The sequence below is a fragment of the Lysinibacillus sphaericus genome, from assembly GCF_000600105.1.
GTDB classification, from domain to species: Bacteria; Bacillota; Bacilli; order Bacillales_A; family Planococcaceae; genus Lysinibacillus; species Lysinibacillus sphaericus.
The window spans coordinates 2,969,924-2,993,849 of sequence record NZ_CP006837.1 but is presented as its reverse complement, the minus strand read 5'-3'; the positions used below and the strand labels follow the sequence as shown (position 1 = coordinate 2,993,849).

Genomic DNA, 23,926 nt, shown 5'->3' with positions numbered 1-23,926 from the left:
AGGAGGAATAGAGTATGTGGCAAATAGCCATTGTTTGTATTATTTATTTACCGCTTGTTATCCTGACCGGCCATTATCTTTTTCGTGTGACAATGCATAAAAAAACATGGCTCGATCCATTAATGGATAAAGTGGATCATGTGATTTATAAGGTATGCGGCATTAAACAAGTGGATATGACAGGTAAGCAATATGTATTGTCATTAATTATTTCAAATGCTTTTATGGTTTTTATCGGATACATTCTTTTACGCATTCAATCTTTTTTGCTGTTAAATCCAAATGATATAGAAAATATGGAGGCATCACTTTCTTTTAATACCATCATTTCGTTTATGACCAACACCAATCTACAACATTATAGTGGTGAATCTGGTTTAAGTTATTTGTCACAAATGCTTGTTATTATTTTTATGATGTTTACATCTGCAGCGACTGGCTACGCTGCTTGTATGGCGTTCTGTAGACGATTAGTTGCAAAAAGTGATACATTAGGCAATTTCTTTGTAGATTTTGTGCGTGTGATTACACGTGTATTAATGCCTATTTCCATCGTAGTTGCCATTATTTTAGTATCGCAAGGAGCACCTCAAACATTCAGTGCCAATCAAACCGTTCAAACAATCGAAGGAAAAATGCAAGATATCGCATTGGGACCAGTTGCCTCACTTGAATCTATTAAACATGTAGGTACAAATGGAGGTGGGTTTAATGGTGCTAATTCCACAACGCCTTTTGAAAACCCTACGGTTATATCAAATATCGTAGAAATGCTATCTATGATGTTGCTACCAGGTGCTTGTGTTGTTGCCTTTAGTCTAATGGTTGCTTATAGAAAGAAAAAAACAATATTCGGCAAGCAAGGGCTAGCGATCTTTGCTGCAATGGGTATGCTATTTCTTATAGGGTTAGTGACAGTGTATATTGCTGAGCGTGCGGGTAATCCCCTTATTAGTAACCTGGGAATTACTCAGGAGCTTGGTAGTATGGAAGGAAAAGAAATGCGCTTTGGGGTAGCCCAATCTGCCCTTTTCACTACAGTCACAACTGCCTTTACAACGGGCTCGGTCAATAACATGCACGATACATTAACCCCAATTGGTGGAATGGTGCCGATGTTTAATATGATGTTAAATGTTGTATTTGGGGGCAAGGGTGTTGGGCTGATGAATATGATGATGTATGTCTTACTAACGATTTTCATCGCATGTTTAATGATTGGTCGTACGCCACAGTTTTTAGGAAAGAAAATTGAGGAAAAGGAAATGAAGTTAATAGCACTTTGTATTTTAATTCATCCTGCAATTATCCTACTGTTTTCTGCGCTTGCTGTTGCCACAACATCTGGGGTAGCTGGTATTACAAATCCAGGGGCACACGGTTTATCGCAAGTACTATATGAGTTTGCTTCAGCATCTGCCAACAATGGCTCTGGCTTTGAAGGATTAGCTGATAACTCAACGTTTTGGAATGTGACGACAGGGTTAGCTATGTTTTTTGGTCGCTATTTAACCATTATCCTTCAATTAGCAATTGCTTCACTACTTGCTAAAAAAATGTGGCACAGCGATTCAGTTGGAACATTGAAAACAGATACCTCAATGTTTACATTTTTGCTTGTTGCCATTGTACTGATGATTGGTGCGCTAACATTTTTACCCGCATTAGCACTTGGACCAATTACGGAGCATTTACAAATACATTCCTAATGAGGAGAGAATCAAATGGAAACTGTAAGAAAAGGTTTTATCACGAGCGATTTAGTAAAGAGCTCATTGATAGGCGCATTGAAGAAATTTAATCCAGTTACGATGATAAAAAATCCCGTCATGTTTGTCGTAGAAATCGGTTTTATTTTTGTTCTGTTGTTATCGTTTTTTCCTAATCTACTTGGCGGCGCGGAAGGAGAGCATGCTCAGCTCTATAATGCCATTGTCGCTATCATTCTCTTTGTTACGATTTTATTTGCTAACTTTGCAGAATCCATCGCTGAAGGGCGTGGAAAAGCACAAGTACAAACGTTAAAAAATACAAAGACAGATACACAAGCACGCGTCCTTTTAGCGGATGGTACAGAAGTGATGAAACAGGCACATGAGCTGAAAAAAGGGGATATTGTTTTAGTGCAAGCAGGGGAAGTGATTCCAAATGATGGCGAGGTCATTGAAGGGATTGCCACAGTCGATGAATCAGCCATTACTGGTGAGTCTGCACCAGTTGTAAAAGAACGCAGTGGAGATTTTTCATCTGTTACTGGTGGTACGACTGTCACAAGCGATTGGCTAATGATTGAAATTACTTCACTGCCAGGAGAGTCGTTTTTAGATAAAATGATTGCCCTCATCGAAGGAGCAAGTCGGAAAAAAACACCTAATGAAATAGCGTTAAATACATTGTTAGTTAGCTTGACAATCATCTTTTTATTAGTGGTCGTGACATTATATCCAATGACTACTTATTTAAATGTACACATTTCCATTGCAACGTTAATTGCACTGACAGTTTGCTTAATACCAACGACCATCGGCGGTTTACTTTCTGCTATTGGTATTGCTGGTATGGACCGAGTGACGCAGTTTAATGTCATTGCAATGTCTGGTAGAGCTGTGGAAGCTTGTGGAGACGTAGATACACTTATATTAGATAAAACAGGCACAATAACGTACGGTAATCGCATGGCAACTGAGTTTTTACCAGTCAAAGGAGTTGACCAACAAACTTTGATGCAAGCTGCATGGCTTAGTTCGCTGACAGATGATACACCAGAAGGGAAATCTATCTTATCATTGGCATGTGATTTAGGGGTAACTACAACGGATGAACAACAACTGATTCAATATAGTGAGCATATTCCCTTTACTGCACAGACAAGGATGAGTGGATTGAACTTGCAGGATGGGACGATCATTCGAAAAGGGGCTTATGATACGATTAAACAAGATAGTCTTGCAGCAGGACAACATATTCCTACAAATTTGGAACAGTTAGTGCATCAAGTATCTGCTGTTGGGGGCACACCACTTGTTGTGTCGTTGAATCATAATATCTTGGGTGTCATCCATCTGAAAGATGTTGTAAAATCCGGTTTGAAAGAACGCTTTGAACAATTGCGAGCAATGGGCATCAAAACAATTATGTGCACAGGGGATAATCCACTAACAGCAGCCGCTATTGCTAAAGAATCCGGCGTTGACAGTTTTATTGCTGAAAGTAAGCCAGAGGATAAAATAAAGGTGATTAAAGATGAGCAGGCACTTGGAAAAGTTGTGGCGATGACTGGGGATGGTACCAATGACGCACCAGCTTTAGCACAGGCGAATGTCGGTCTTGCTATGAATTCAGGAACGAATGCAGCAAAAGAAGCTGCCAACATGGTTGATTTAGATTCAAATCCAACTAAAATAATTGAAGTTGTAGAGATTGGAAAACAATTATTAATGACGCGTGGTGCACTTACAACATTCAGTATTGCAAACGATGTGGCAAAATATTTCGCTATTATACCTGCTATGTTAATGGTTGCAGTACCTGAAATGAATGCGCTCAACATTATGCAACTTCATTCGCCGACAAGTGCCATCATTTCCGCTTTAATTTTCAATGCGGTGATTATTCCGATGTTAATTCCCATTGCGATAAAAGGCGTAAAGTATAAGCCGATGAGTGCTACAAAATTATTACAGAAAAACTTATTTGTTTATGGACTAGGTGGTATCCTTGCGCCGTTTATCGGTATAAAGGTGATCGATTTACTAACAGGGCCACTGTTAACCATGCTTGGTCTATAGGAGGAAAATAATATGAATAGATTTTGGGACAATGTCAAGCAAGCGATAATGGTTTCTTTCATCATGTTTGTAGTCTGTGGTTTAATTTACCCTGTGACGGTAACGGGTATCGCACAAGGGCTATTTAAGCATCAGGCGAATGGTAGCATTGTGGAAGTTGACGGAAAAGCTGTTGGTTCGGAAAAGCTTGGGCAAGCCTTTACATCAGCAGCGTTTTTTAAGGGCCGCGTTTCATCCATTAACTATAATGTTTATACACAAGAAGATATTGTACCAGATAACAATGGTGAGATAGCTTATGGTGGCGTGAGCTCTGGAACGTTCAATTATGCTCCGTCCAATCCAGAATTAACAAAACGTATAGAGGGAGATATTCAAGCGTTTTTACAGGCGAACCCGACTATAAAAAGACAGGACATTCCTGCTGATCTTATGACGGCCTCCGGATCGGGTTTAGACCCACATATTAGTGTGCAAGCAGCGCGCATTCAAATCGATCGAATTGTCAATGCAAGCGGGCTGTCAGAGAAGGAAATCGAAAAAATTGTGGAGGCTAATACAGAAGGGCGGGCGCTCGGTCTATTTGGGGAAGAGAAAGTGAACTTCTTAATGGCGAATTTAGCTATCTTTAAACAAATGAAGGACAATGAATAAGTAGTGTAAAGTATAACTTCAATAGGGCAGATAGAGAGAATGGTATAGAGGTATTTTCTCTATCTGCTTACAATAAAAGGGTCTATATTAGCTTTGTGAATTGACAAGAATTTTAATATGGTTTTTCTCTTTCATTAACGCTTCAAAGCCTTCTGTTACAACATCATCGAGCCCAATGCGCTTAGTTACAAGTTTGTCCGCTGGGAAATATCCTTTGGTCATTAACTCCATAACAGCTGGGAAGATATCTCGATAGGCAATAATACCTTTCACAGTACGCTCAGATAATACAATATTATTTGGCTGGATAGAAGCGCTTGATTCCCATATCGAAACGATGATTGTTTCACCTTCGAACGTAGTGGAGTCAATAGCTTGCTGTAAAACAACAGGAACGCCAGTAACTTCAAATGCCACATCCACACCGCCATTTGTTAAGGCATGAAGACGTTCAACAGCATCTTCATCTTGCGGATTAATAACAGCTGTTGCTCCTAGTTCCATCGCCTTTGCAGCACGTTCTGCTGAAAGTTCTACCGCATAAATTTCGGAAGCTCCAGATGCCCGTAATGCTTCGATAACAAGAAGACCAATTGGCCCTGTTCCAAAAACTGCGGCTTTATCGCCAGCTTTTAATTTGCTTTGGCGAACTGCATGTAAAGCTACTGCGGCTGGTTCTACAAGAGCACCTTGTTCATAAGAAAGTCCTGCTGGCATTTTGTGTACCATGTGGTCATCTACCACAGTATATTCTGACAATCCGCCACCGCCGCCAGAAAGTCCGTGGAAACCTAGTTGTTTACAAATGTTGTACTTCCCTTTTTTACAAGCAGCACATTCGCCACAAGAGAGAATAGGTTCGACAACGACAGCATCTCCAATTTTTACTTTTGTAACACCTTCACCAACTTCAACTACCTCGCCAGAAAACTCATGGCCCATTACAATAGGCGCTATATCTTTACTGATAGAGTGTGGCTGTTCAACTGGAATAAAGATTGGTCCTGCTGCATACTCATGTAAATCGCTTCCACAAATGCCTGTCCAATGTACTTTAATTTTTACTTTACCGGATGCAATGGAAGGCTCCTCAATGTTTTCTACACGGATATCTCTTGCTTTATACCATCTTGCTGCTTTCATCACTATCAACCTCCAATACTATTATTCATGTTTATATTAACATGTGGAAAATATGCAAATCATTAGTTGGACAAAAATTGACATAAAAAATACGAAATGTCCATTAAATTATTTCACATTTTTCACACTTTACTTTTTTCATTGCATAATAGTCGTAATTAAAGTAAGTTTGTTAAGGGTTAGCGTTGCATCGATGAAAAAAACAAGAGAATATTGTAAATGCTTATGTTAATAGTACGTAAACATCCCTAAAAGGCCGAATCATGGTACAATGGGAAAGATGTAAGGAGGAACGAATTATGTCAAAATATACTGATTATAATTTTCAGCCATTTTTGCAGGACGCAATTGCAAAGCTTGGCTTCACAGAACCAACACCAATACAAAAGGAAATTATTCCACTAATCCTGAAAGGGAAAAGTGCGATTGGACAAGCACATACGGGTACAGGGAAAACACATAGTTTCCTTATTCCAATCGTACAACGCATTCAAGTCGACAAACAAGAGGTACAAGCGGTTATTACCTCTCCAACACGCGAGTTGGCTCAACAAATTTTTGATGCGTTAAATCAATTAATAGAAGGAACAGACATTCAAGCGAAATTATTTATTGGGGGTACGGACAAACAACGCTCCATTGATAAGTTAAAAACGCAACCACAAATCGTTGTTGGTACACCAGGACGTATTCGTGACCTTGTTTCAGCTCAAGCGTTATTTGTGCATACGGCACCAATGTTAGTTGTGGACGAAGCGGACTTAGCGTTCGATATGGGCTTTATCGAAGAGATTGATGGCTTTGCTTCTCAAATGCCAGAAAAGCTTGAAATGTTCGTGTTCTCTGCAACAATTCCCGAACGTCTACAGCCATTCTTAAAAAAATACATGGAAGCGCCTGTTCATGTTCATATGAACGATAAACGTCCCGTGGCAGAAGGTATTGATTTCGTCCTTGTACCTGTTCGTTCGAAATCTCGTAACAGACGTTTACAGGATGTTATTGAAGGCATTAACCCGTTTTTAGCGGTCATTTTTACCAATACACGTAAAAATGCAGAGCAAGTTGCGGGCTATTTAAACGAGCAAGGGATTCGTTGTGGTCAAATTCATGGTGATTTAACGCCACGTGATCGTAAAAAAATGATGAAGCAAATTCGCGATTTAGAGTTTCAATATATCGTAGCAACAGATCTTGCAGCGCGCGGTATCGATATTCAAGGAATTTCACATGTCATTAACTATGAAATTCCAGAAGATCTAGAATTCTTTATTCACCGTGTTGGACGAACAGCACGTGCAGGCAATAAAGGAACAGCGATTACATTATTTGAGCCTTCTGACGAGGATGCATTAGCTCGTATTGAGAAAATGGGTATACCGTTTGTACAAAAGGATGTCAAAGATGGTGAATGGTCGGAACTAAAAGAGCGTCATGCACGTAAAAACCGCGTGAAGCACGAAAATGAGATTGATGCGAAAGCAAAATCTTTAGTACGTAAGCCGAAAAAAGTAAAACCAGGCTACAAACGTAATATGAAATGGGAAATGGAAAAAATTAAAAAACGCGAACGTCGCATAAAAGCTCGCGGCAAAAAATAAGGAGGCATAAATATGTTACTTGGCTCACATGTTTCAATGAGTGGCAAAGAAATGCTACTTGGCTCTAGTAAAGAAGCTCTTTCTTATGGTGCGAACACCTTTATGATTTATACAGGTGCTCCACAAAACACGCGTCGAAAATCCATTGCAGACCTTAATATTATGAATGGTCTGTTGCACATGAAAGAGCACGGCATGACAAATATTGTTGTGCATGCTCCTTATATTATTAATATTGCTAATACAGAAAAACCAGAAACATTCCGTCTCGGTGTAGATTTCCTACAATCTGAAATTGAACGCACTGCTGCGTTGGAAGCTACACAAATAGTTTTACATCCTGGTGCCCATGTAGGTGCAGGGGCAGATGCTGGTATTGCTAAAATTATTGAAGGTTTAAATGAAGTACTATCGCAGGACTATCCCGTGCAAATTGCATTAGAAACAATGGCAGGGAAAGGAACAGAGTGTGGACGTTCTTTCGAAGAGCTTGCAAAAATTATCGATGGTGTGACACATAACGAGCGCCTTTCTGTATGCTTTGATACATGCCATACACATGATGCTGGCTATAATATTGTTGAAGATTTTGATGGGGTATTAAACGAGTTTGATAAAATAATCGGTGTAGATCGCATCAAAGTTCTTCATATAAATGACTCTAAAAACGTTCGTGGTGCAGGTAAAGACCGCCATGAAAATATCGGTTTTGGACATATCGGATTTGATGCATTAAAATACGTGGTTCATCATCCGCAATTAATGGCGGTACCGAAGATTTTAGAAACACCATTTGTTGCTCTAAATAGTGATGCGAAAACTAAAACAGCACCGTATAAATATGAAATTCATATGCTACGTAGTGGAGAATATAAGCCAGAGCTTATTAACGCCTTACGAGGAGAGTAAGAGAACCGTAGACCAACGCAATGCAAATTGTGTTTGGTCTACGGTTTTTTATGAATCGCGGGTAAACGAGGCTATATCGCGGGTATTTGAACGGCTTCCGCGGGTAAAGAGAGTTTTATCGCGGGTATTTAAACACCAATCGCGGGTAAACAGTTTAAATTCGCTGGTATCTTACGCTGGTATCTCAATCGTGCGGTTCGGAACTATTTTGAAATTCAAACGTCTACATGTGAAATAATGGGAAAGAACATTAGGTATAGAGAATGGAAATAATTACTGATAAATTAATTATGATTGCTTTATTTATTCTCATCATTCATTCAATCGAGACACTTGCCTATGCGGTACGTTTATCAGGGGCACGTGTAAAGTTACTAGCTTCAGCTTTATCTCTGTTTAATGTAATGGTGATGGTTTCAAGGCTAGCGAATATGATGCAACAACCGTTTACGGGGAGTTTAGTGGATACAGCGCCTGCTGACAATGCGCTAGCTTTTGTAGAAAGCCAATATCGCTTTATTATAGGAGCGGCATCCTTAGGGACACTAATGGGGATATTATTACTGCCGACTTTCGTAGCCATCTTTTCACGAGGCATCATTCATTTGGCTGAGGAAAGAGGGTCGATTCCAGCTTTATTGAAGAAAGGATTCACATTTGACTATGTAAGAAGAGGTATTAAACATATTCGCAAGCCAAGCTTGGCTTATGTAAAGGGCATTGGTTTACGAGATATTCCAGTTAAATTATTTGTGATGAACATTGTGATTACAGCGATTTATACTATTGGTGTTTTATCTTCTTTATATGCGGGTTTATTAGTCCCTGAATTAAAGGCAACAGCTGTCATGGCGTCTGGATTAATCAATGGCGTAGCAACAATTTTGTTAATTATTTTTATTGACCCTAAAATTTCTATACTTGCGGATGATGTTATCAATCAGCGGGGAAGTTATCTTGATTTAAAAAGAGCATCTGTTATGATGATGACCTCTAGATTTTTAGGAACGATTTTGGCGCAAGTATTATTTATACCTGGGGCACATTATGTAGCTTGGTTTGCAAAGCTTATTACTTAGGTGCTAAGACAGAAATAGCTGTTAAAACGAGGCATTCATCTACTGGAAGAAGTAAGAATTACAACATATCGTAAGCTTAATCATATAATATAGTTTAGATTTTAAGGCACATTTTCTACAAGGAAATGTGTCTTTTTTTATGTCTTCACTGTAAATAACTTTGCATTTTGTAATTTATAAATAACTAAATGCAATTTATATGTTGCAAAAAGCAATATGATTTCATATACTAATAGTAATAAAACAAATGGAGGGAAATTATGTATAAGAAACAAAAAAAGCAAGTAGATGAACGTGTTAAAAATTTACAAAATAAAATATACAAAGAGATGTATGTGCTGATTATGATTGTCTGTTCCATTTCTATTGTAATAAAGTTCTTTAAAATGGGCGTGTCCTTGGACAATGTATTAACAGAGTGGTTGATTATATGTGTGTCATCTGTTTATTATTATGTTAGGACGGCTTATCTAGGTATCTTAACAGATGAAGTAGAGGTTCATGATAGTAACAGTAAAATAAAATTACAGACGAAAAATATCATTTATGGAGTGGCTACTGGTTTGGTACTGGCGATTTTTTTTGGTCTTAATAGTGCCTTTAACTATGCGGATAGCACACAACAAGCATATAAATATTTCTTCATGGTTTTCTTAGTATCGCTAGTTATCTATGTACCATTTTTTGCAGGATTTTTAGGCTTATCATATATGGCTGCAAAAAAGAAAAGTGACCAAGTCGTACAAAAAAATCTAGAAGATTAACAGTGGTGATAAGTATGAAAAACATCCGTTTAAAAATGGCTCGAATAGAGCATGATTTGTCACAGGAAGATTTAGCTCAAAAAGTAGGGGTTACCCGCCAAACAATCGGTTTAATTGAAGTTGGGAAATATAATCCGACGTTAAACTTATGTATTGCGATTTGTAAAACGTTAAATAAAACGTTGGATGAATTATTTTGGGAAGAGTAAGACAATAAAAACCGCCATTAGCCCTTCGCTAAATGGCGGTTTTTCGCTTAACTTTAGAAAATAAATTCAATAGGTTTCAGTTAACACGCCTTCACGCAGTCTATAAACTTGATCGCATAAAGACTCAATATCATTTTTATTATGGGATGTTAATAAAATAGTTGCTCCTCGCTGTTTTTCAGCGTTAATAATGTCATAGACATTTTGTACAGAATTTTCATCCAAACCATTCATGGGTTCATCTAGTAAAATCAATTCAGGTGTTTCCATAATGCTTTGAGCAATGGCTAGTTTTTGTTTCATCCCAAGAGAGTATGCTTTAACAGGGCGTTTATCTTCGGGGTCTAAACCTACTTTTGCTATCGCAGCTTTTATATCCTGGTCAGTAATTTGATTGCGAATCGCTGCTAAAAATTTTAAGTTGGAGAATCCTGAGTAGTGCTCTAAAAAACCAGGTTTTTCAAGGATAACACTTGCACTTTTAGGAAACGAAAGATCTTGATGTAACACATCTCCGAATAATTTTACTGTTCCAGCACTGGGCTTCACTAAGCCGCAAATTACCCGAAACAACATTGATTTCCCTGAACCGTTGTGCCCCACAAAACCATAAATGTTGCCCCGCTCTAGCTGAAAACTAATATTTTGTAGCACCATGCGTTTTTTGATAATCTTGGAAACGTTTGATACTTCAATCGACATCTAGCAACCCTCCCTAATAATAATCATTTTTTAAGCCGATTCGAACAATAAATACACACATAAGACAAATAAATAGCCCTTCAATCACTAGAATGACAGCGAACATGTTTGCGTCGAAATTTCCCATTAGCCCATAATAGAACGGAATATAAGGAGCTGATCGTTTAATACCTGCAAAAAATAGGACGATTAGTAAAACCGTCGCTATTTTTGCTGAAAATAATAATTCGATTATTTTCCATAGCAATGCATGACAGTACATATTAATGAGTAGAAAGAATGCCTGTAGAACAATCAAGATATCAAATTGTAGCGTCACGTGAGCTTTTAAAAAAAGGGAAAAGCTCATAATATAAGTGATTGCGACATAGCACGCCGTGAATATAAGTAGGATTAGTAGCCGATTAAGCCAAAACCAACCTTTTGTTGGATAGCGTAATAGCATATTGTAGGAAAAAGAAGTGGAGCGAGGCTTCCAAACAATTTGAATTAATAGCACATAACCAAACCATAACAAAGTCCAATACATCCAAGTAAGTTCCTCCACTTTACCTAAAAGGGCATTATATGCTTGGTACAATGTCAGTCCATCAAAAAGAGATGTCATATGGAGTAGCAATAAAGTAGTACATAATGGATAGACAATACAAATACAACTAATTTTAAGGGCATCTTCTCGCAGTAGTTTCCACTCTAACGAAAATGTTGTCATGAATCATCATCTCGCACGTAAAAGTCTAGTTTATTGACTAAGTAATGAATGGCATTGATTAATAATATCGTAACAGCCACTAGCATAAAGAATGACCAAATAGGTGAAGTAAATTCACTTTTGTAAAACAAAATAGGTACAATGTGTATTGTGATTTTATCAACCATAAAAAGAGCCATGACTAAAATCGCACTAATAAAATTATTTTTGAGTAGCTGTTGGATCACTATGTATAGCAAACCACAAATAGCCGTAACACAATAAAACATATACATAAAGTAAAGCAAAGAACCGTTTTCTTTAGGCTCAGGCACATATAATAATAGGGCACTGTAATTTGTGATATAAGGGAAAAATAGCCACTTCGCTAGCGATGTGCTCAACATACTACTTCCGAAAACAATCGCTGTAAAAAAGGCGGTCACGATAAAAACGAAGCAAACTTTATACGAAGCAAATTGCTGCCGGTGACAATATCTTCTAAGTAATAGCCAATCATTGTCTTTAGATGAAAAAGGCGCTAATAATATTAAAAATAATAAGGTATAGAAATTTTCATAACGAGACGCTAATATAAAGTCTTTCACCGTATGCCATCTAGTTGCCACTGACATGATAGGCAATACTTCAAACAAATGTAGAGTTATCATAAAACATGCCACAATCCAAAAGAGCCATTTTTTCAAGCGAATATCCTGTAGACAATAGGTGTAGTACTTATAATACATCTTCATGTTTCTTCATCCCAATTAAGTAAATGATAAATGTAATGAAAATTTGCAACAGAAATTCGATAATCATAATAGAGATGGAGTTATCTCCATGTATACCTTCCGGAGCTAAAAAGTAAAATGGAGCCCATTTTGCGTGATTGGCAGCTAAAAACCAAATGCTAGTATAAATAATTTGTGGCATAAAAATTAATAAATAATAATTTTTAATAAACATAGATAGGGCTAGTCCCATACAAACATACACACTAGCAAACAATCCTCCGATAATATAAAATACAGCAACATATGCGTATGGAGACATGCTTAGTAAATCGGAAAAAAGAGGTTGAATATCGCCTTTGAAAGCACTTAAAACATTATCGGGTATTGCCAAAGTCCCCTCTACAAACCCTTTATAAATATTTGCATAGGCTGTATAGTCCCAATGATTTGTAAATAGATTAACAAGTACTACCCCTAAACATAGTGGCAGTACGAACATAAAAAAGGCAGTTAGAAAAGTAGAAGCAAACTTTGCAGTGTAATATTTCCGTCTATCCATGCGCATAAAAATAAAATGTTGATAGCCGCTTTTTCTTTCACGAAAAATTGAGTCTACAAGTGCAATAGAAATTAACAACGGAAATATTAAATAATACAATTGAGATGCAAAATTATTAGTAAAACCGAGCCATTGTTTATGCGGAGATACGAAATTGAGCATATCATCTACAATAGGTTTTTCAAAGTGTTGATTATAAATTCTCTCTGATAATAAATATTCTTCATTATGCTCTTTAACGCCTATCCATACAGCAATGACAACAAGCAATACCAAGGCACAAATACTAAGATAAAAGTTTTTATTATTAAATAGTTTTTTATATTCAAGTAGCATTGCTATCCTCCTTTCTAAAATAAAGAAAGGGTTGTCCTAAGATAGACAACCCTATCCTAGAAAAAACTATAATATAATTTTTCAATGGGTTTTATAGAAAAGAGATAGAGTACTCTTAGTTACTTATTTTGACAAATTTTTCAAAGTGAATAAATTACTTTAGTAGAACTATTATCAATTTACTATTTATTGTTATTTTAAATATCTGGATAAAATCTACCTGCAATGTCTACATTTACGTGTGTAAAAGCGCTATTTTCTGCGACAAGCGTTACGCTGTTGCCAACAGCGCTTTGATCTACTGTAAAGGTACGTGTATCATTGTCACCTACCCTTGTAGCTGTTGGAGAAACTTTCTTCCCACCGGAATCCACAATCCACATATTTGCAGTGTAGGTACTACCAACGATAGAGTTTTCCACCTTTGATTGACTATTCGTATCTTTTGTTCCTGTTGCTAAATTAATATTAATAGAAAAAGGAGGCAGTTTTTTCGCATAGCTGATAGGACTTGTCCCTGCACTTGCTATACCTGCACTAAGCAATAATCCTAAAGCACAAACTGTTGTTGCTAGTCTTTTCTTCATTTAAAATCCAACTCCTTACTTTGTATTTTAAAATGGAAAATAAACCAATGACATCGACAACATCGTAACTAAGAGATTATTTCTTTTCTTATCCATAATTATAAAATTCTCAATATTTAAAATCAATATTTTGTTTCCTGAAGGAAAAAGATTTTCTTAGGGAGGTTTTGAGAGATTGAATTTTAAATTAGAACGATTATATTTGAACAAATTCCCATCTATAGAAGGGGAAAAGCCCGAAAGTCTAAATTGACTTTCGGGCAATACTCTATTATTTAGTAAAAAGTGCAATAAGCTGGCGAGAACGTTTTCGTCCGAGTACTGCTTCCACTTCACTGAGTACATCTTTTGGAATACCTAAAAAGAGCCAAGAAAAAGAGAATTGCTCTAGATAAGGTCGAAGCTTTTTCACTTCAGAAGTGGTAATGTCAAAACCTTCGGCACGGGCAATCGCTACAACTTCTTTATCACTACTTTGAGATAATTGTTGCAAAAATTGAATACTCACAAACAATCCCTCCTTTTAAGTTTTGTTTTCTTTACAAATACTAAACTTTCATTTATACTTACAATTTGTAAATCGTAATGATTTTGAATTAGAAAGAAGCGATCATGCATGAAACAAGCATTAATTGACATTGAAAATGTGTCATTTCAATATGACTATACACAAGTATTAAAAAACATCTCATTTCGTGTGGAAGAAGGAGATTTTTTGGCGCTCCTAGGACCGAATGGCTCTGGGAAATCGACATTACTGAAAATTATTTTAGGTTTATTAAAACCGATGTCTGGTGAAATTACATTATTTGGAGAGCCAAGTGCAACGTTTAAACATCGTGAATGGATTGGCTATGTTTCTCAAAAATCCAATGCCTTCAACTCTGGTTTTCCTGCAACGGTTCAAGAAGTAGTTATTAGTGGATTATCAAAAAAATTAGGGCTCTTTAAGCGTCCTTCGAAGGATGCCAAAAGCAAAGTATACGAGGCATTAAAAGCCGTAGGGATGGACGCCTTTATGAAACGAAATATTGGCGAGTTATCTGGTGGACAACAACAGCGCGTATTTATTGCACGTGCTTTAGTCAGTGAGCCACGATTACTAATTTTAGATGAACCAACAGTCGGCATTGATCACGAGAATGTGCAGTCCTTTTATGATATGCTGGCGAAATTGAATAGGGAACAAGGAATTACGATGATTCTTGTTACACATGATGTTGATACGGTATCAAACCGCATTAGCCATGTTGCTTGCCTTAATCAAACAATTCATTTCCACGGCTACAAAAACGAATTTGATTCGATTTCTCAGGATGCGCTAGACGCTTGGTATGGCCATTCGGTGAGAAAGATTCACTAAAAGGAGAAGGCACAATGATTGAAGCAATTTTTCACTATGAGTTTTTACAAAATGCCTTTTTCTCTGGCTTATTAATTGGCATCATCGCACCACTATTAGGTGTATTTATCGTAGTTCGTAGGCTATCACTGATTGCTGATGCATTATCCCATGTTACACTTGCGGGGATTGCTGGTAGCTTATATGTAAGTCAGTCTGTTGCTGCATTAGCAATGCTCAACCCAATTTACTTAGGCATACTTGCTTCTGTGAGTGGCTCGATATTAATTGAGCGTTTACGCCGTTTATATAAGCATTATGAAGAACTTGCCATTCCGATAATTATGTCTGGTGGAATTGGCATTAGCGCAATTTTTATTTCACTTGCCAGTGGCTTTAGTACCGATTTAATGAGCTATTTATTTGGTTCTGTTTCGGCTGTGTCGAGGCAGGATTTATGGGTCGTTATTGGGATTGCGATTGTAGTTATTGTGTTTTTATATTTCTTCTTTAAAGAATTATTTGTGCTATCGTTTGATGAGGAATATGCCAAAGCAAGTGGTTTGCCAGCTCGCTGGGTTCACCTGTTGTTTATGATTGTGACAGCACTTGTAATTGCTGCTAGTATGCGCATCGTAGGTATTTTACTTGTTTCATCTTTAATGACTTTGCCAGTGGCTGCCGCCATGCGTCTGGCTAAAGGTTTTAAACAAACGATACTCTATGCAATTGTATTTGGCGAGGTAGCAGTGTTCATAGGATTAGTAAGTGCATTTTACTTAGATTTAGCGCCAGGTGGTACGATTGTCGTTACGTCTATTCTTATTTTATTGCTAGTTATTATCGTGAAGAAAATGATGTTAAAGGTATCTGTAAAACAAGGGGAGGAAGCACTGTGAATATTTCAAGAGCGTGGGAAATTTTAAAAGAAAACGGCTATAAAAAAACAGATAAACGTGAGTTAATTTTAAATATGTTTGCGGAAACGGATAAATATTTAACCGCTCGAGATTTATTAGATGTGCTGAAAAAAGATTTTCCAGGTATGAGCTTCGATACAATTTATCGTAATCTTTCAACGTTTGTAAAGCTTGGCATTTTAGAAGAGACTGAGTTGTCTGGTGAACGAAATTTTCGTATGCATTGTGAATCTGAACATCATCACCATCATTTCATTTGTATGGATTGTGGCAATGTAAAAGAGCTGAATGTTTGCCCGATGGAAATGTTAGGTGAGAAGCTTCCAGATTATGAAATTGAAAATCATAAATTTGAAATTTACGGAAAATGCCCAGAATGTAAACATGAAACCCTGTCAAATTAGTTTTGACAGGGTTTTTACTTATATCAAAGGAGTATGTTTAGAAGGAAAGGGTATACTCCATTCTCAGTGAAAGAAGGCTACTATGCTCTTACTACACGAATAGCATCTATTTTTTTGCAATCGATAATAAGTGGTGATGTTGAACCAGCTTCTAGGAAATAAGCACAGCAATTTCGTGCATTGAAGCTCACAAAAGTTAAACCAAGGAAACTAAGACCGCCTGCTAAGAAAACATCAACTACAGCCCCAACTTCTAATTTTCTTAATTGCTCACAGATGCAGCTTCTGCAGTTGTTCACTGCTTTGTGGCATTTCTCTTCTTTACATTCATGTTCTTTTTTGTGGCTACATTTGCAAGGTTTATGGCATTTACAAGGAGCCCAGTTCATATGAGTAACATAACGTCTATCTTCCATTCATATTACCTCCTTTCTCCATCACTTAATGTAAAGCTATTGCCTTACACTAATAATCTATGTTTTGTTGAAGAATGGAGGGTGGTAATATGTCCGATAAACAAAGAAAAAACTATTTTTTTCTTTTAATAAATGTTGTTAAAGTTTATTTTATATGGCAAAGGTGTGATTGTACCGATATGGTTGTCATAGAGATAGAAGTCTATCGGTGGGGAATAGGAAAGAATGTTATGTTTAAAGAGCAGAACATGCATTTTAAAAAAAGAAACGACGAATGTTGTTATTTTTACAAGCATTCGTCGTTGTTTCATTATTGTTGTTTTTGTTGGAATGCTACCATGAAATCGCGAAGTGCTTCGCAAGTTTCTAATGGCACAGCATTATATGTTGATGCACGGCAACCACCTACTGAGCGGTGACCATTTAAACCGATAAATCCAGCTGCTTTTGCTTCAGCTAGGAATTGTTTTTCAAGTTCTTCATCAGCGACGCGGAACGTGATGTTCATTAATGAACGGCTTTCTGGCGTTGCGTGACCTTTATAAAAGCCATTGCTGTTATCGATCGCATCGTAAATTACTTGTGCTTTTGCTTCATTAAGTTTAGCAACAGCTTCGACGCCACCTTTAGCTTCCACCCATTTCAATACTTCACCTAACATGTAGATACCGAATGTTGGTGGTGTATTATATAATGAGTTACCATCCGCATGTGTTGTATATTTAAGCATTGTTGGAATTTCTTTATTTGCTTTTTCTAGTAAATCCTTGCGAATAATAACGACTGTTACACCAGAAGGACCAAGGTTTTTTTGCGCACCTGCATAAATGATACCAAATTTACTTACGTCTACAGGTTTAGATAGGATGTCACTTGACATATCTGCTACTAAAGGAACATGACCTGTTTCAGGGAATTCTTTCCATTGAGTACCATAAATTGTATTGTTAGAAGTAATGTGCACGTATGCATCGTCTTCATTAAATTGAATATCTGTTAATGCTGGGATATTACGATATTTATTTTCCTTTGTGCTTGCTGCTTCAACAGGTGTACCGAATAATTTAGCTTCTTTGAATGCTTTTTCTGACCATGAACCAGATAATACATAGCTTGCTTTTTTATCGGCTTGGAGGAAGTTCATCGGTACCATTGTGAATTGAAGGCTTGCCCCACCTTGTAAGAATAGTACTTCATAGTTTTCTGGAATAGCATAAAGTTTTTTTAATAGAGCAATTGCTTCGTTATGTACTTCGTCGAAAATTGCACTACGGTGACTCATTTCCATAATAGACATGCCTGAATTACGGAAGTTTACTAATTGTTGTTGAGCGTTTTCTAATACTTCTAGGGGTAGTGCAGAAGGACCTGCGTTAAAATTGTATGCTCGTTGTGTCAAAATGGTACACTCCTTGTTTTGTTTAATAAAAGCACCTTTATTGGATTATAACTTAATTTTCAAGAGAAAAAACAAAATTCTCAATTTTTTATTTATGTACGATGAAAACGAGCATTTTAGTGTCAGGCACGCACACAATTGGCACACAATTTGTTTTATGTATTGCATATTGATGAAAAACTACATAGATAAAAAATTTTCGGTATACTGAAAGGTAAGAAATAGTGAAAGGGGTGTATGTATGTTTACAATAGAACAAGCAAGTCTGATTGTTGTGGATGTCCAAGGCAAATTGGCAACGATTGTAGAGGATAGTGAAACAGTCATTCAAAATGTAGCAAAACTAGTACAAGCGATGGAGGCTTTGGATGTACCTGTGTTATGGCTTGAACAAAATCCAAGTCGTTTAGGTGGAACTGCCTTAGAAATAGCGCAGCATCTTCAGGGGGCCCCGATTGCCAAAATGGCTTTTAGTGCTTGTCAGGAGCAAGCCTTTATCGATGCAGTTAAAGCAAGTGGTCGTACCCAATTTATCGTGACAGGTATTGAAGCGCATATTTGCGTTTATCAAACAGCAAGACAACTGAAAGAACAAGGCTTTGAGGTGGAAGTAGTTGTGGATGCGGTGTCCTCTCGTACAAAAGCCAATAAGGAAATAGGGCTAGATAAAATGAAGGCACTAGGTATATTGCCAACGAGCACAGAAATGATTTTATATGAGCTTTTACAAGGTGCGAATCATCCACATTTTAAAACAGTGTTACAACTCGTTAAATAACGATTTACTTGCCAGCAACCTTTAAATGCATAGCAGACAAAGGCGAGCAAAAAAAGTGACGGGGACATAAGAGAAAAAGTGTTAAATTGAACCTAATCAATCTAACACTTTTTTGCTATGCCGTTGTTGTCCGCTACGACGGTGCTTTCCGCTCAGCACAGTAAGCCGCAACCCTCGCTACGCGCGGAATGCCCGCGGCTAACATTATGTGCTGTTCTGAGCTGGAGTCACCGCCTTCGCTACCAACAACTAGTGAACACTTCTAATTTTTTTAATTGCAAAAGCAAGAATAGCTAAGGTCTCCATATAGCAAAAATTTACGAACAGCTTTCCTCTGTTCCTTAATATTTTTTAGTTTTGTCCCAGCCACCTTTTCTCTTTTGTGTCAGCACTTTTTATGCAGGCATTTCCGTTGGAGTTGGTTTTGCATAACCATTTTTGTATGTTTCATCAATTGTTTGGCGGATTTCTTTTAGAGTCATGCCATCTTTATGCATTTTTGCGGATTGTAGTGCGATTTCCAAACAAACAGCGCAACGTGTGCCATGATCATCCCATACAATTGTTCCGTCTTGCTTTTTTTCTTGAATAAAGCAGTTTAAATTACTTTTATGTCCAACAGATTCTCCACAGCCACAGTAGCATGGCATCCATTCTAAAATTTCGGTTGATTGACCAGCTATTTGGTAGACTAAGCGAATATTTTCAGATTGGCTATCTAAAAATGTTGGCAGGACATCAGCACTTGCTGTCTCTTCCTGAATATCTCCTGTTACATGAGCATGTCCATCATGTGAAGCTTCATTTTGAGTATCTTTTGGCTGTTCTTCCGTCGCTTGTTTGTCAGTTCCGCAAGCACTTAACACGAGCAATACCAACGTAAAAATGGATATTAATTTTTTCAAAAAAACGCCTCCTACATGTTTACAATATTTCCATTATAACATTGGTCACGTCAATATTTATAGCTAGCGTAGTCACAAATCAGTGAAAAATATCTAATCCGCGTGTTTTGTTCATTAAAAGTTCCATTTTTTCGCCTAGCAATTTTTTTAAGAACAAGCCAAACAACAGAAAAACTAACCAGAAGCTTAGTAAGAATGTAAGATCTAGCCATATTTTGGACCAAATGATGCCACCAACTGCTTCTCGCATCATGCCGATTGCATAAGTAAACGGTAAAAATGGATTAATTACTTGGAAAAATGTTGGTAACAATTCAACGGGGTAAGTACCGCCAGAACCAGCAATTTGTAAAACCAACATCACAATGGCTAGTGCTTTACCTACATTTCCAAATACAGATACTAGCGTGTAGACCACTGTAATAAAAACAAAGCTAATGATTAAACCAAAAAGAATAAAGGAAAGAGGCGCATGAATGGAGATGTCTAACAGTAAAATATCACCAATTGTAATAATCAATGTTTGGATAATGGAGATAGTTGCAAAAGTCATTAATCGCCCAAAATATATTTCACGAATGCTATATTGTGGGTTGTCGTGAATATTCACTGCAAGAAGAGAAATCAGCAACAAACAACCGACCCAAATAGATAAAACGGTATAAAATGGTGTCATGGCTGTTCCGTAATTTGCAATTGGAAATATTCTATGTTCTGCTAGTTTGACTGGTTCTTCAAAAAAATCTCGCTCTGCTTCGACATCATTTTTTAATAATTGAACGATTTCAGAGATATCGGTTTCGTTTTCTAATGTCCGTAGCTTATTAGCAAGGTCGATAATCTTTTTACTTAGTGTAGGGAAGTCAGATTGAATGGTAGCTATAGCCTTATTGGCCGTTACTAACGTATTTTTGGCATTGCTTAATCGTTGTTTTGCCTGTGGAATGGAGCTTTGCACTTTCGTTAGCATAGTTGATGCATTTGTTAATGTATCCTTTGCAGCATTCAAGGTTGTATGAATTTGTGGTTCCAGTTTATCTGAATAGTAACTAAGAAACTGATTTAAATGATTTGCAGCATCTTGAGCCGTTTGTTGGACTGCGGCAATATCTTTTTTTATTGTTTGCTCGTCGATATTATTGAATTGTTGTACTTTATTTGAGACATCCGTTACTACAGAATTTAGTTGACGTAATGTAGAGAGCACACTAATCATAGAGTCGCTAGCAATCGGATTTGCTTGTAACTTTCCTTGTATGGACTCCAATTGCTGAATAATACCTTTATTATCTAATAGAGCGATAACATCATTCGATCGCTCCTGTTGAAGCGATGAAATCACCTTTTGGAGAGAGTTTTCCAGTTGTTTACGAGAGGAGGCATCTGCCTGTGTTAACTTCTGTAAAGCTTCCAACGTTTGGATACTATTATTTACTTTATCTTGTGAAGATGTTAACTGCTTTTGCAGTTCGTCTTTAGATTTTGCTAAGGTAGCTGTATCTGTCTGGATAGTTTGCAATTGCTCTAAAAGCTGTGAGAATCGTTGAGCGATTGTTTGTACGCTTTCTAAATCTGCTTTTACAATGGGGGAAAGCTGAGTGAACAGCGTATCTGCCTCGTTTATCAACTGTAAACCATTGTGGATAGTTGTTAGACCGCTAGTTGTCATTTTTTCTATCTCGGGTATTTCACTGATAGTGGTGTCCAATAATTTTTCAGCATCTTTTCCACCTTTTGCAGTTTGAGCTAAAAATGATTCAATATCAGGAAGATGTTGTTCAATTGTGAAAATATAATGTTCAAATTTTTTGAAGTCTGGAATCTCGTGTTCGATTTCAATGCCAATGGTATTGAACATAGAAAAAAGTGTGCCATTGACTGTTGAGATAAATTCACTCGAAACTTGTTGGGTAATAACACCGGCGCCTTTACCTGTAATTTTGGGAGCAATAGGATTAATTTTTTCATTTACATAATAATCAATATGCGCTTTTGTAGGTTGATCGGTCAAAATGGATGTAAGCTTTTCTGAAAAATCGTTAGGAACGATAAGTACTGCAAAATAATCACCATTGTTTAATGAATCGAGCGCTTCTTTTCTTGGGAGAAAGTACCATGAAAAGCTATTGTTTGCTTGTAAATTGCTCATTAATTCCTTTCCAATGTTTAAATTTTCACCTTTAATTGTAGTGCCATCATCTTCATTGACAACAGCAATTTTCATATTTGCCGTGTGCGCGTATGGATCCATCGAAGCATAGATATTCAACCATGCATACAAAGAAGGTAAAAAAATGAGCCCACCAACAATGACAGCAACTACCCAGTTTGATACTATATTTAAGATATCACTTTTATAAATTCGAAAAACATGTTGGAAAGTAGGTTTCATAGTAAATTTCACTCCAAATTCATTTTGCGCATTATAGTAAGTAGGTTTCCATAAATACACTAAATTATGTTTGAATTGTGCGAAAACTTACTATGAAAGACGAATTAGTTTACTAGCTTCTAAAAACACTTTATAATCAATTCCAAATACACTAAAAGTAGGACATTTTTTATGTGAAATCGGAGGAGTTTAATTGAAAAAGCTACTAATTATTGGTTCGGTTATTGTTGTATTATTTGCAGCGATTATTGTACTTACAAATGTATCAAACAAAAACAAACTGGCGAGTGCGAATAATCCATACGGAGACAAAAATCTAAAACAAGAAACAATTGACCAATTAGATGATGAAAATTACCAAAATATTATGTTGCCTGATGAGCTAGAAAAGAAGATTAAAGCTGGGGAAGATGTCAATGCGTATTTCTTTAGTCCAGTTTGTGTACACTGTCAAGCATTCACACCCGTATTAATGCCGGTTGCAGATGATTTAGGCGTAAATATTGCACAGTTAAACGTATATGAATATGGAGATTTATGGGATAAGTATAATCTCGAAGCAACGCCAACTTTTATTCGTTTTGAAGATGGCAAAGAAACTGCACGTTTTGTAGGGGCATTAGCTGAAGAAGATTTACGAGCTTTCTTAGATAAAGAAGTATTAAAAAAATAACGCACAGAAGAGACTGAACCAATGGGACAGTCTCTTTTTTGTTCAAATAGATAGCAAATGAAATGGAGAGTGCTTTATAGAGTGAAGTATGTATAATATATACTATATAGAATGAGGTGTATGAAAACTGGAGGAAGAATGGATGACAATGGAAGAATACTTTTATAATGGAGAGCTGATGAAATGTTATAAGGTTGCTATGCAAATTGCAGATGGGCCTGATAAGGAGTTAGCTACTAAATATATTACTTTGTTGGATGAGTACGATGTTGCTGCATTGCCGAAGCCAACACTTTTCGTGGAAACTCAGCATAGTGAACGAGCGAATGAAAGTTATCCTGAATCAGACGATGTTTTAGCAATACGTGCTATAACAGATGAAGCGGCATTTGCGAAGCGAGTAAAAGCGCTAGAGGACATGGCTAAATCAGGTTCAGCTAATGAAAAGGCACAATCATTTTTTACACAGGGCGAGCTGTTTTTATTTGCCCATCATTACAATGAGAGTGTCCATTGCTTCAAGCAGGCAGTAAAAGCAAATCCTAATAAGGCTTTGTATTGGGGCATAACAGGTCAGACGATGCATCGTTTTGGTTGGATGCCATTTGATGCACTTGCTTATTTAGAGCAAGCCATTGACTTAGATCCGACAAATGCTCGCTGGAAGTGGAATAAAGCCCTTGTGTTAATTCAGCTTGCAAAAGATTTACAGATGGCACCGTTTATAGCGAATGCAGCGATTATATTAGAGGAAGCCATTGCTTCTTGTGGCGAGCATCAGCGATCTCTAAAAGATGCAATCCAAAATACAATTGATAATATGGATAGTTATGTATTTTCATAAAATGAACATGTTAAGACTGAAGATAAACTCGTTAATTACGAGGATATTTTCAGTCTTCTTCCTTTTTTCAACAGTTGAAACATTTTATCCATTT

25 protein-coding genes are annotated in these 23,926 nt (G+C 37.0%); 14 read left to right on the top strand and 11 right to left on the bottom strand.

Features of this window, described 5'->3' with window-relative positions; all coding sequences use genetic code 11:
- Positions 1–14 precede the first annotated feature (14 nt).
- Genes kdpA through kdpC form a run of 3 tightly spaced genes read left to right on the top strand, consistent with a single transcriptional unit; the run spans position 15 to position 4,442 of the window.
- A complete protein-coding gene (gene kdpA / locus T479_RS14355; RefSeq protein ID WP_024362988.1) occupies positions 15–1,709 on the top strand; it encodes a potassium-transporting ATPase subunit KdpA in 1,695 nt (564 codons plus the stop codon).
- Between the two features lie 15 nt (positions 1,710–1,724).
- Positions 1,725–3,788, top strand: coding sequence for a potassium-transporting ATPase subunit KdpB (gene kdpB / locus T479_RS14350; protein WP_024362987.1), 2,064 nt, complete (start codon positions 1,725–1,727; stop codon positions 3,786–3,788).
- A gap of 12 nt (positions 3,789–3,800) precedes the next feature.
- Entirely contained in the window at positions 3,801–4,442 is a 642-nt protein-coding gene (gene kdpC, locus T479_RS14345) for a K(+)-transporting ATPase subunit C (RefSeq protein ID WP_025220006.1), read from the top strand.
- Positions 4,443–4,529: 87 nt separating this feature from the next.
- Here the strand turns inward: kdpC and T479_RS14340 are convergent, their stop codons facing one another.
- On the bottom strand, positions 4,530–5,585 hold the full coding sequence (locus T479_RS14340) for a 2,3-butanediol dehydrogenase (RefSeq protein WP_024362985.1): 1,056 nt from the start codon (positions 5,583–5,585) through the stop codon (positions 4,530–4,532).
- Positions 5,586–5,884: 299 nt separating this feature from the next.
- Between T479_RS14340 and T479_RS14335 the strand changes: the two genes are divergently transcribed.
- The 5 genes from T479_RS14335 (at position 5,885) to T479_RS14315 (ending at position 10,147) form a co-directional block, all read left to right on the top strand.
- Positions 5,885–7,186 carry a DEAD/DEAH box helicase gene (locus T479_RS14335; RefSeq protein WP_024362984.1) on the top strand — a complete coding sequence of 434 codons (1,302 nt, stop codon included), beginning with the start codon at positions 5,885–5,887 and terminating at the stop codon, positions 7,184–7,186.
- 12 nt (positions 7,187–7,198) lie between these two features.
- Positions 7,199–8,095, top strand: a complete 897-nt coding sequence (locus T479_RS14330) for a deoxyribonuclease IV (protein WP_025220005.1) — start codon at positions 7,199–7,201, stop codon at positions 8,093–8,095.
- 263 nt (positions 8,096–8,358) lie between these two features.
- Complete coding sequence (locus tag T479_RS14325) at positions 8,359–9,174, top strand: lipid II flippase Amj family protein (protein WP_024362982.1); 816 nt, start codon at positions 8,359–8,361, stop codon at positions 9,172–9,174.
- Positions 9,175–9,434: 260 nt separating this feature from the next.
- Complete coding sequence (locus T479_RS14320; RefSeq protein WP_025220004.1) at positions 9,435–9,938, top strand: DUF6773 family protein; 504 nt, start codon at positions 9,435–9,437, stop codon at positions 9,936–9,938.
- A 14-nt stretch (positions 9,939–9,952) separates the two neighbouring features.
- On the top strand, positions 9,953–10,147 hold the full coding sequence (locus T479_RS14315; RefSeq protein WP_024362980.1) for a helix-turn-helix transcriptional regulator: 195 nt from the start codon (positions 9,953–9,955) through the stop codon (positions 10,145–10,147).
- Between the two features lie 66 nt (positions 10,148–10,213).
- Here T479_RS14315 and T479_RS14310 read toward each other — a convergent pair whose 3' ends face one another.
- The 6 genes from T479_RS14310 to T479_RS14285 form a co-directional block, all read right to left on the bottom strand.
- Entirely contained in the window at positions 10,214–10,849 is a 636-nt protein-coding gene (locus tag T479_RS14310) for an ABC transporter ATP-binding protein (RefSeq protein ID WP_025220003.1), read from the bottom strand.
- Between the two features lie 13 nt (positions 10,850–10,862).
- Entirely contained in the window at positions 10,863–11,561 is a 699-nt protein-coding gene (locus tag T479_RS14305; RefSeq protein ID WP_025220002.1) for a hypothetical protein, read from the bottom strand.
- Positions 11,558–12,295, bottom strand: a complete 738-nt coding sequence (locus T479_RS14300; protein WP_025220001.1) for a hypothetical protein — start codon at positions 12,293–12,295, stop codon at positions 11,558–11,560. Before T479_RS14300 ends, T479_RS14305 begins: the two co-directional genes overlap by 4 nt.
- On the bottom strand, positions 12,279–13,172 hold the full coding sequence (locus T479_RS14295) for a hypothetical protein (RefSeq protein WP_025220000.1): 894 nt from the start codon (positions 13,170–13,172) through the stop codon (positions 12,279–12,281). The genes T479_RS14300 and T479_RS14295 overlap by 17 nt, the downstream gene beginning before the upstream one ends.
- A gap of 197 nt (positions 13,173–13,369) precedes the next feature.
- Entirely contained in the window at positions 13,370–13,759 is a 390-nt protein-coding gene (locus T479_RS14290; RefSeq protein WP_025219999.1) for a hypothetical protein, read from the bottom strand.
- 271 nt (positions 13,760–14,030) lie between these two features.
- On the bottom strand, positions 14,031–14,267 hold the full coding sequence (locus tag T479_RS14285; RefSeq protein WP_024362974.1) for a Nif11 family protein: 237 nt from the start codon (positions 14,265–14,267) through the stop codon (positions 14,031–14,033).
- 108 nt (positions 14,268–14,375) lie between these two features.
- On the opposite strand from T479_RS14285, the gene T479_RS14280 reads away from it, so the two are divergent.
- From T479_RS14280 to T479_RS14270, 3 genes are read left to right on the top strand one after another with little or no spacing between them, the layout of a single operon-like run.
- Positions 14,376–15,122, top strand: coding sequence for a metal ABC transporter ATP-binding protein (locus T479_RS14280; RefSeq protein ID WP_024362973.1), 747 nt, complete (start codon positions 14,376–14,378; stop codon positions 15,120–15,122).
- A gap of 14 nt (positions 15,123–15,136) precedes the next feature.
- Entirely contained in the window at positions 15,137–16,000 is an 864-nt protein-coding gene (locus T479_RS14275; protein ID WP_025219998.1) for a metal ABC transporter permease, read from the top strand.
- Positions 15,997–16,425, top strand: coding sequence for a Fur family transcriptional regulator (locus tag T479_RS14270; RefSeq protein ID WP_024362971.1), 429 nt, complete (start codon positions 15,997–15,999; stop codon positions 16,423–16,425). The genes T479_RS14275 and T479_RS14270 overlap by 4 nt, the downstream gene beginning before the upstream one ends.
- An 80-nt stretch (positions 16,426–16,505) precedes the next feature.
- Here the strand turns inward: T479_RS14270 and T479_RS14265 are convergent, their stop codons facing one another.
- On the bottom strand, positions 16,506–16,841 hold the full coding sequence (locus T479_RS14265) for a hypothetical protein (protein ID WP_025219997.1): 336 nt from the start codon (positions 16,839–16,841) through the stop codon (positions 16,506–16,508).
- Between the two features lie 310 nt (positions 16,842–17,151).
- Entirely contained in the window at positions 17,152–18,240 is a 1,089-nt protein-coding gene (serC, locus tag T479_RS14260; protein WP_025219996.1) for a 3-phosphoserine/phosphohydroxythreonine transaminase, read from the bottom strand.
- Between the two features lie 241 nt (positions 18,241–18,481).
- Between serC and T479_RS14255 the strand changes: the two genes are divergently transcribed.
- Positions 18,482–19,018: a hydrolase gene (locus T479_RS14255; RefSeq protein WP_025219995.1), complete on the top strand. Its 537-nt coding sequence runs from the start codon at positions 18,482–18,484 to the stop codon at positions 19,016–19,018.
- 395 nt (positions 19,019–19,413) lie between these two features.
- Here the strand turns inward: T479_RS14255 and T479_RS14250 are convergent, their stop codons facing one another.
- Both T479_RS14250 and T479_RS14245 read right to left on the bottom strand, forming a co-directional pair.
- A complete protein-coding gene (locus T479_RS14250) occupies positions 19,414–19,923 on the bottom strand; it encodes a PCYCGC motif-containing (lipo)protein (RefSeq protein ID WP_025219994.1) in 510 nt (169 codons plus the stop codon).
- A 79-nt stretch (positions 19,924–20,002) separates the two neighbouring features.
- Positions 20,003–22,315, bottom strand: a complete 2,313-nt coding sequence (locus T479_RS14245) for a YhgE/Pip domain-containing protein (protein ID WP_025219993.1) — start codon at positions 22,313–22,315, stop codon at positions 20,003–20,005.
- Between the two features lie 193 nt (positions 22,316–22,508).
- Here T479_RS14245 and T479_RS14240 point away from each other — a divergent pair, with 193 nt between their 5' ends.
- Together T479_RS14240 and T479_RS14235 are read left to right on the top strand one after the other, a co-directional pair.
- Entirely contained in the window at positions 22,509–22,988 is a 480-nt protein-coding gene (locus tag T479_RS14240) for a thioredoxin family protein (RefSeq protein ID WP_024362965.1), read from the top strand.
- Positions 22,989–23,130: 142 nt separating this feature from the next.
- Positions 23,131–23,832 (top strand): tetratricopeptide repeat protein, encoded by a 702-nt coding sequence (locus T479_RS14235; RefSeq protein ID WP_025219992.1) that lies wholly within the window; start codon positions 23,131–23,133, stop codon positions 23,830–23,832.
- The last annotated feature ends 94 nt before the right edge of the window (positions 23,833–23,926 follow it).

Excerpts from the sequence above, each read along its gene's own strand:
- kdpA (WP_024362988.1), top strand. The coding sequence starts at position 15 with ATGTGGCAAATAGCCATTGTTTGTATTATTTATTTACCGCTTGTTATC.
- kdpB (WP_024362987.1), top strand. The coding sequence starts at position 1,725 with ATGGAAACTGTAAGAAAAGGTTTTATCACGAGCGATTTAGTAAAGAGC.
- kdpC (WP_025220006.1), top strand. The coding sequence starts at position 3,801 with ATGAATAGATTTTGGGACAATGTCAAGCAAGCGATAATGGTTTCTTTC.
- T479_RS14340 (WP_024362985.1), bottom strand. The coding sequence starts at position 5,585 with ATGAAAGCAGCAAGATGGTATAAAGCAAGAGATATCCGTGTAGAAAAC.
- T479_RS14335 (WP_024362984.1), top strand. The coding sequence starts at position 5,885 with ATGTCAAAATATACTGATTATAATTTTCAGCCATTTTTGCAGGACGCA.
- T479_RS14330 (WP_025220005.1), top strand. The coding sequence starts at position 7,199 with ATGTTACTTGGCTCACATGTTTCAATGAGTGGCAAAGAAATGCTACTT.
- T479_RS14325 (WP_024362982.1), top strand. The coding sequence starts at position 8,359 with ATGGAAATAATTACTGATAAATTAATTATGATTGCTTTATTTATTCTC.
- T479_RS14320 (WP_025220004.1), top strand. The coding sequence starts at position 9,435 with ATGTATAAGAAACAAAAAAAGCAAGTAGATGAACGTGTTAAAAATTTA.
- T479_RS14315 (WP_024362980.1), top strand. The coding sequence starts at position 9,953 with ATGAAAAACATCCGTTTAAAAATGGCTCGAATAGAGCATGATTTGTCA.
- T479_RS14310 (WP_025220003.1), bottom strand. The coding sequence starts at position 10,849 with ATGTCGATTGAAGTATCAAACGTTTCCAAGATTATCAAAAAACGCATG.
- T479_RS14305 (WP_025220002.1), bottom strand. The coding sequence starts at position 11,561 with ATGACAACATTTTCGTTAGAGTGGAAACTACTGCGAGAAGATGCCCTT.
- T479_RS14300 (WP_025220001.1), bottom strand. The coding sequence starts at position 12,295 with ATGAAGATGTATTATAAGTACTACACCTATTGTCTACAGGATATTCGC.
- T479_RS14295 (WP_025220000.1), bottom strand. The coding sequence starts at position 13,172 with ATGCTACTTGAATATAAAAAACTATTTAATAATAAAAACTTTTATCTT.
- T479_RS14290 (WP_025219999.1), bottom strand. The coding sequence starts at position 13,759 with ATGAAGAAAAGACTAGCAACAACAGTTTGTGCTTTAGGATTATTGCTT.
- T479_RS14280 (WP_024362973.1), top strand. The coding sequence starts at position 14,376 with ATGAAACAAGCATTAATTGACATTGAAAATGTGTCATTTCAATATGAC.
- T479_RS14275 (WP_025219998.1), top strand. The coding sequence starts at position 15,137 with ATGATTGAAGCAATTTTTCACTATGAGTTTTTACAAAATGCCTTTTTC.
- T479_RS14265 (WP_025219997.1), bottom strand. The coding sequence starts at position 16,841 with ATGGAAGATAGACGTTATGTTACTCATATGAACTGGGCTCCTTGTAAA.
- T479_RS14255 (WP_025219995.1), top strand. The coding sequence starts at position 18,482 with ATGTTTACAATAGAACAAGCAAGTCTGATTGTTGTGGATGTCCAAGGC.
- T479_RS14245 (WP_025219993.1), bottom strand. The coding sequence starts at position 22,315 with ATGAAACCTACTTTCCAACATGTTTTTCGAATTTATAAAAGTGATATC.
- T479_RS14235 (WP_025219992.1), top strand. The coding sequence starts at position 23,131 with ATGACAATGGAAGAATACTTTTATAATGGAGAGCTGATGAAATGTTAT.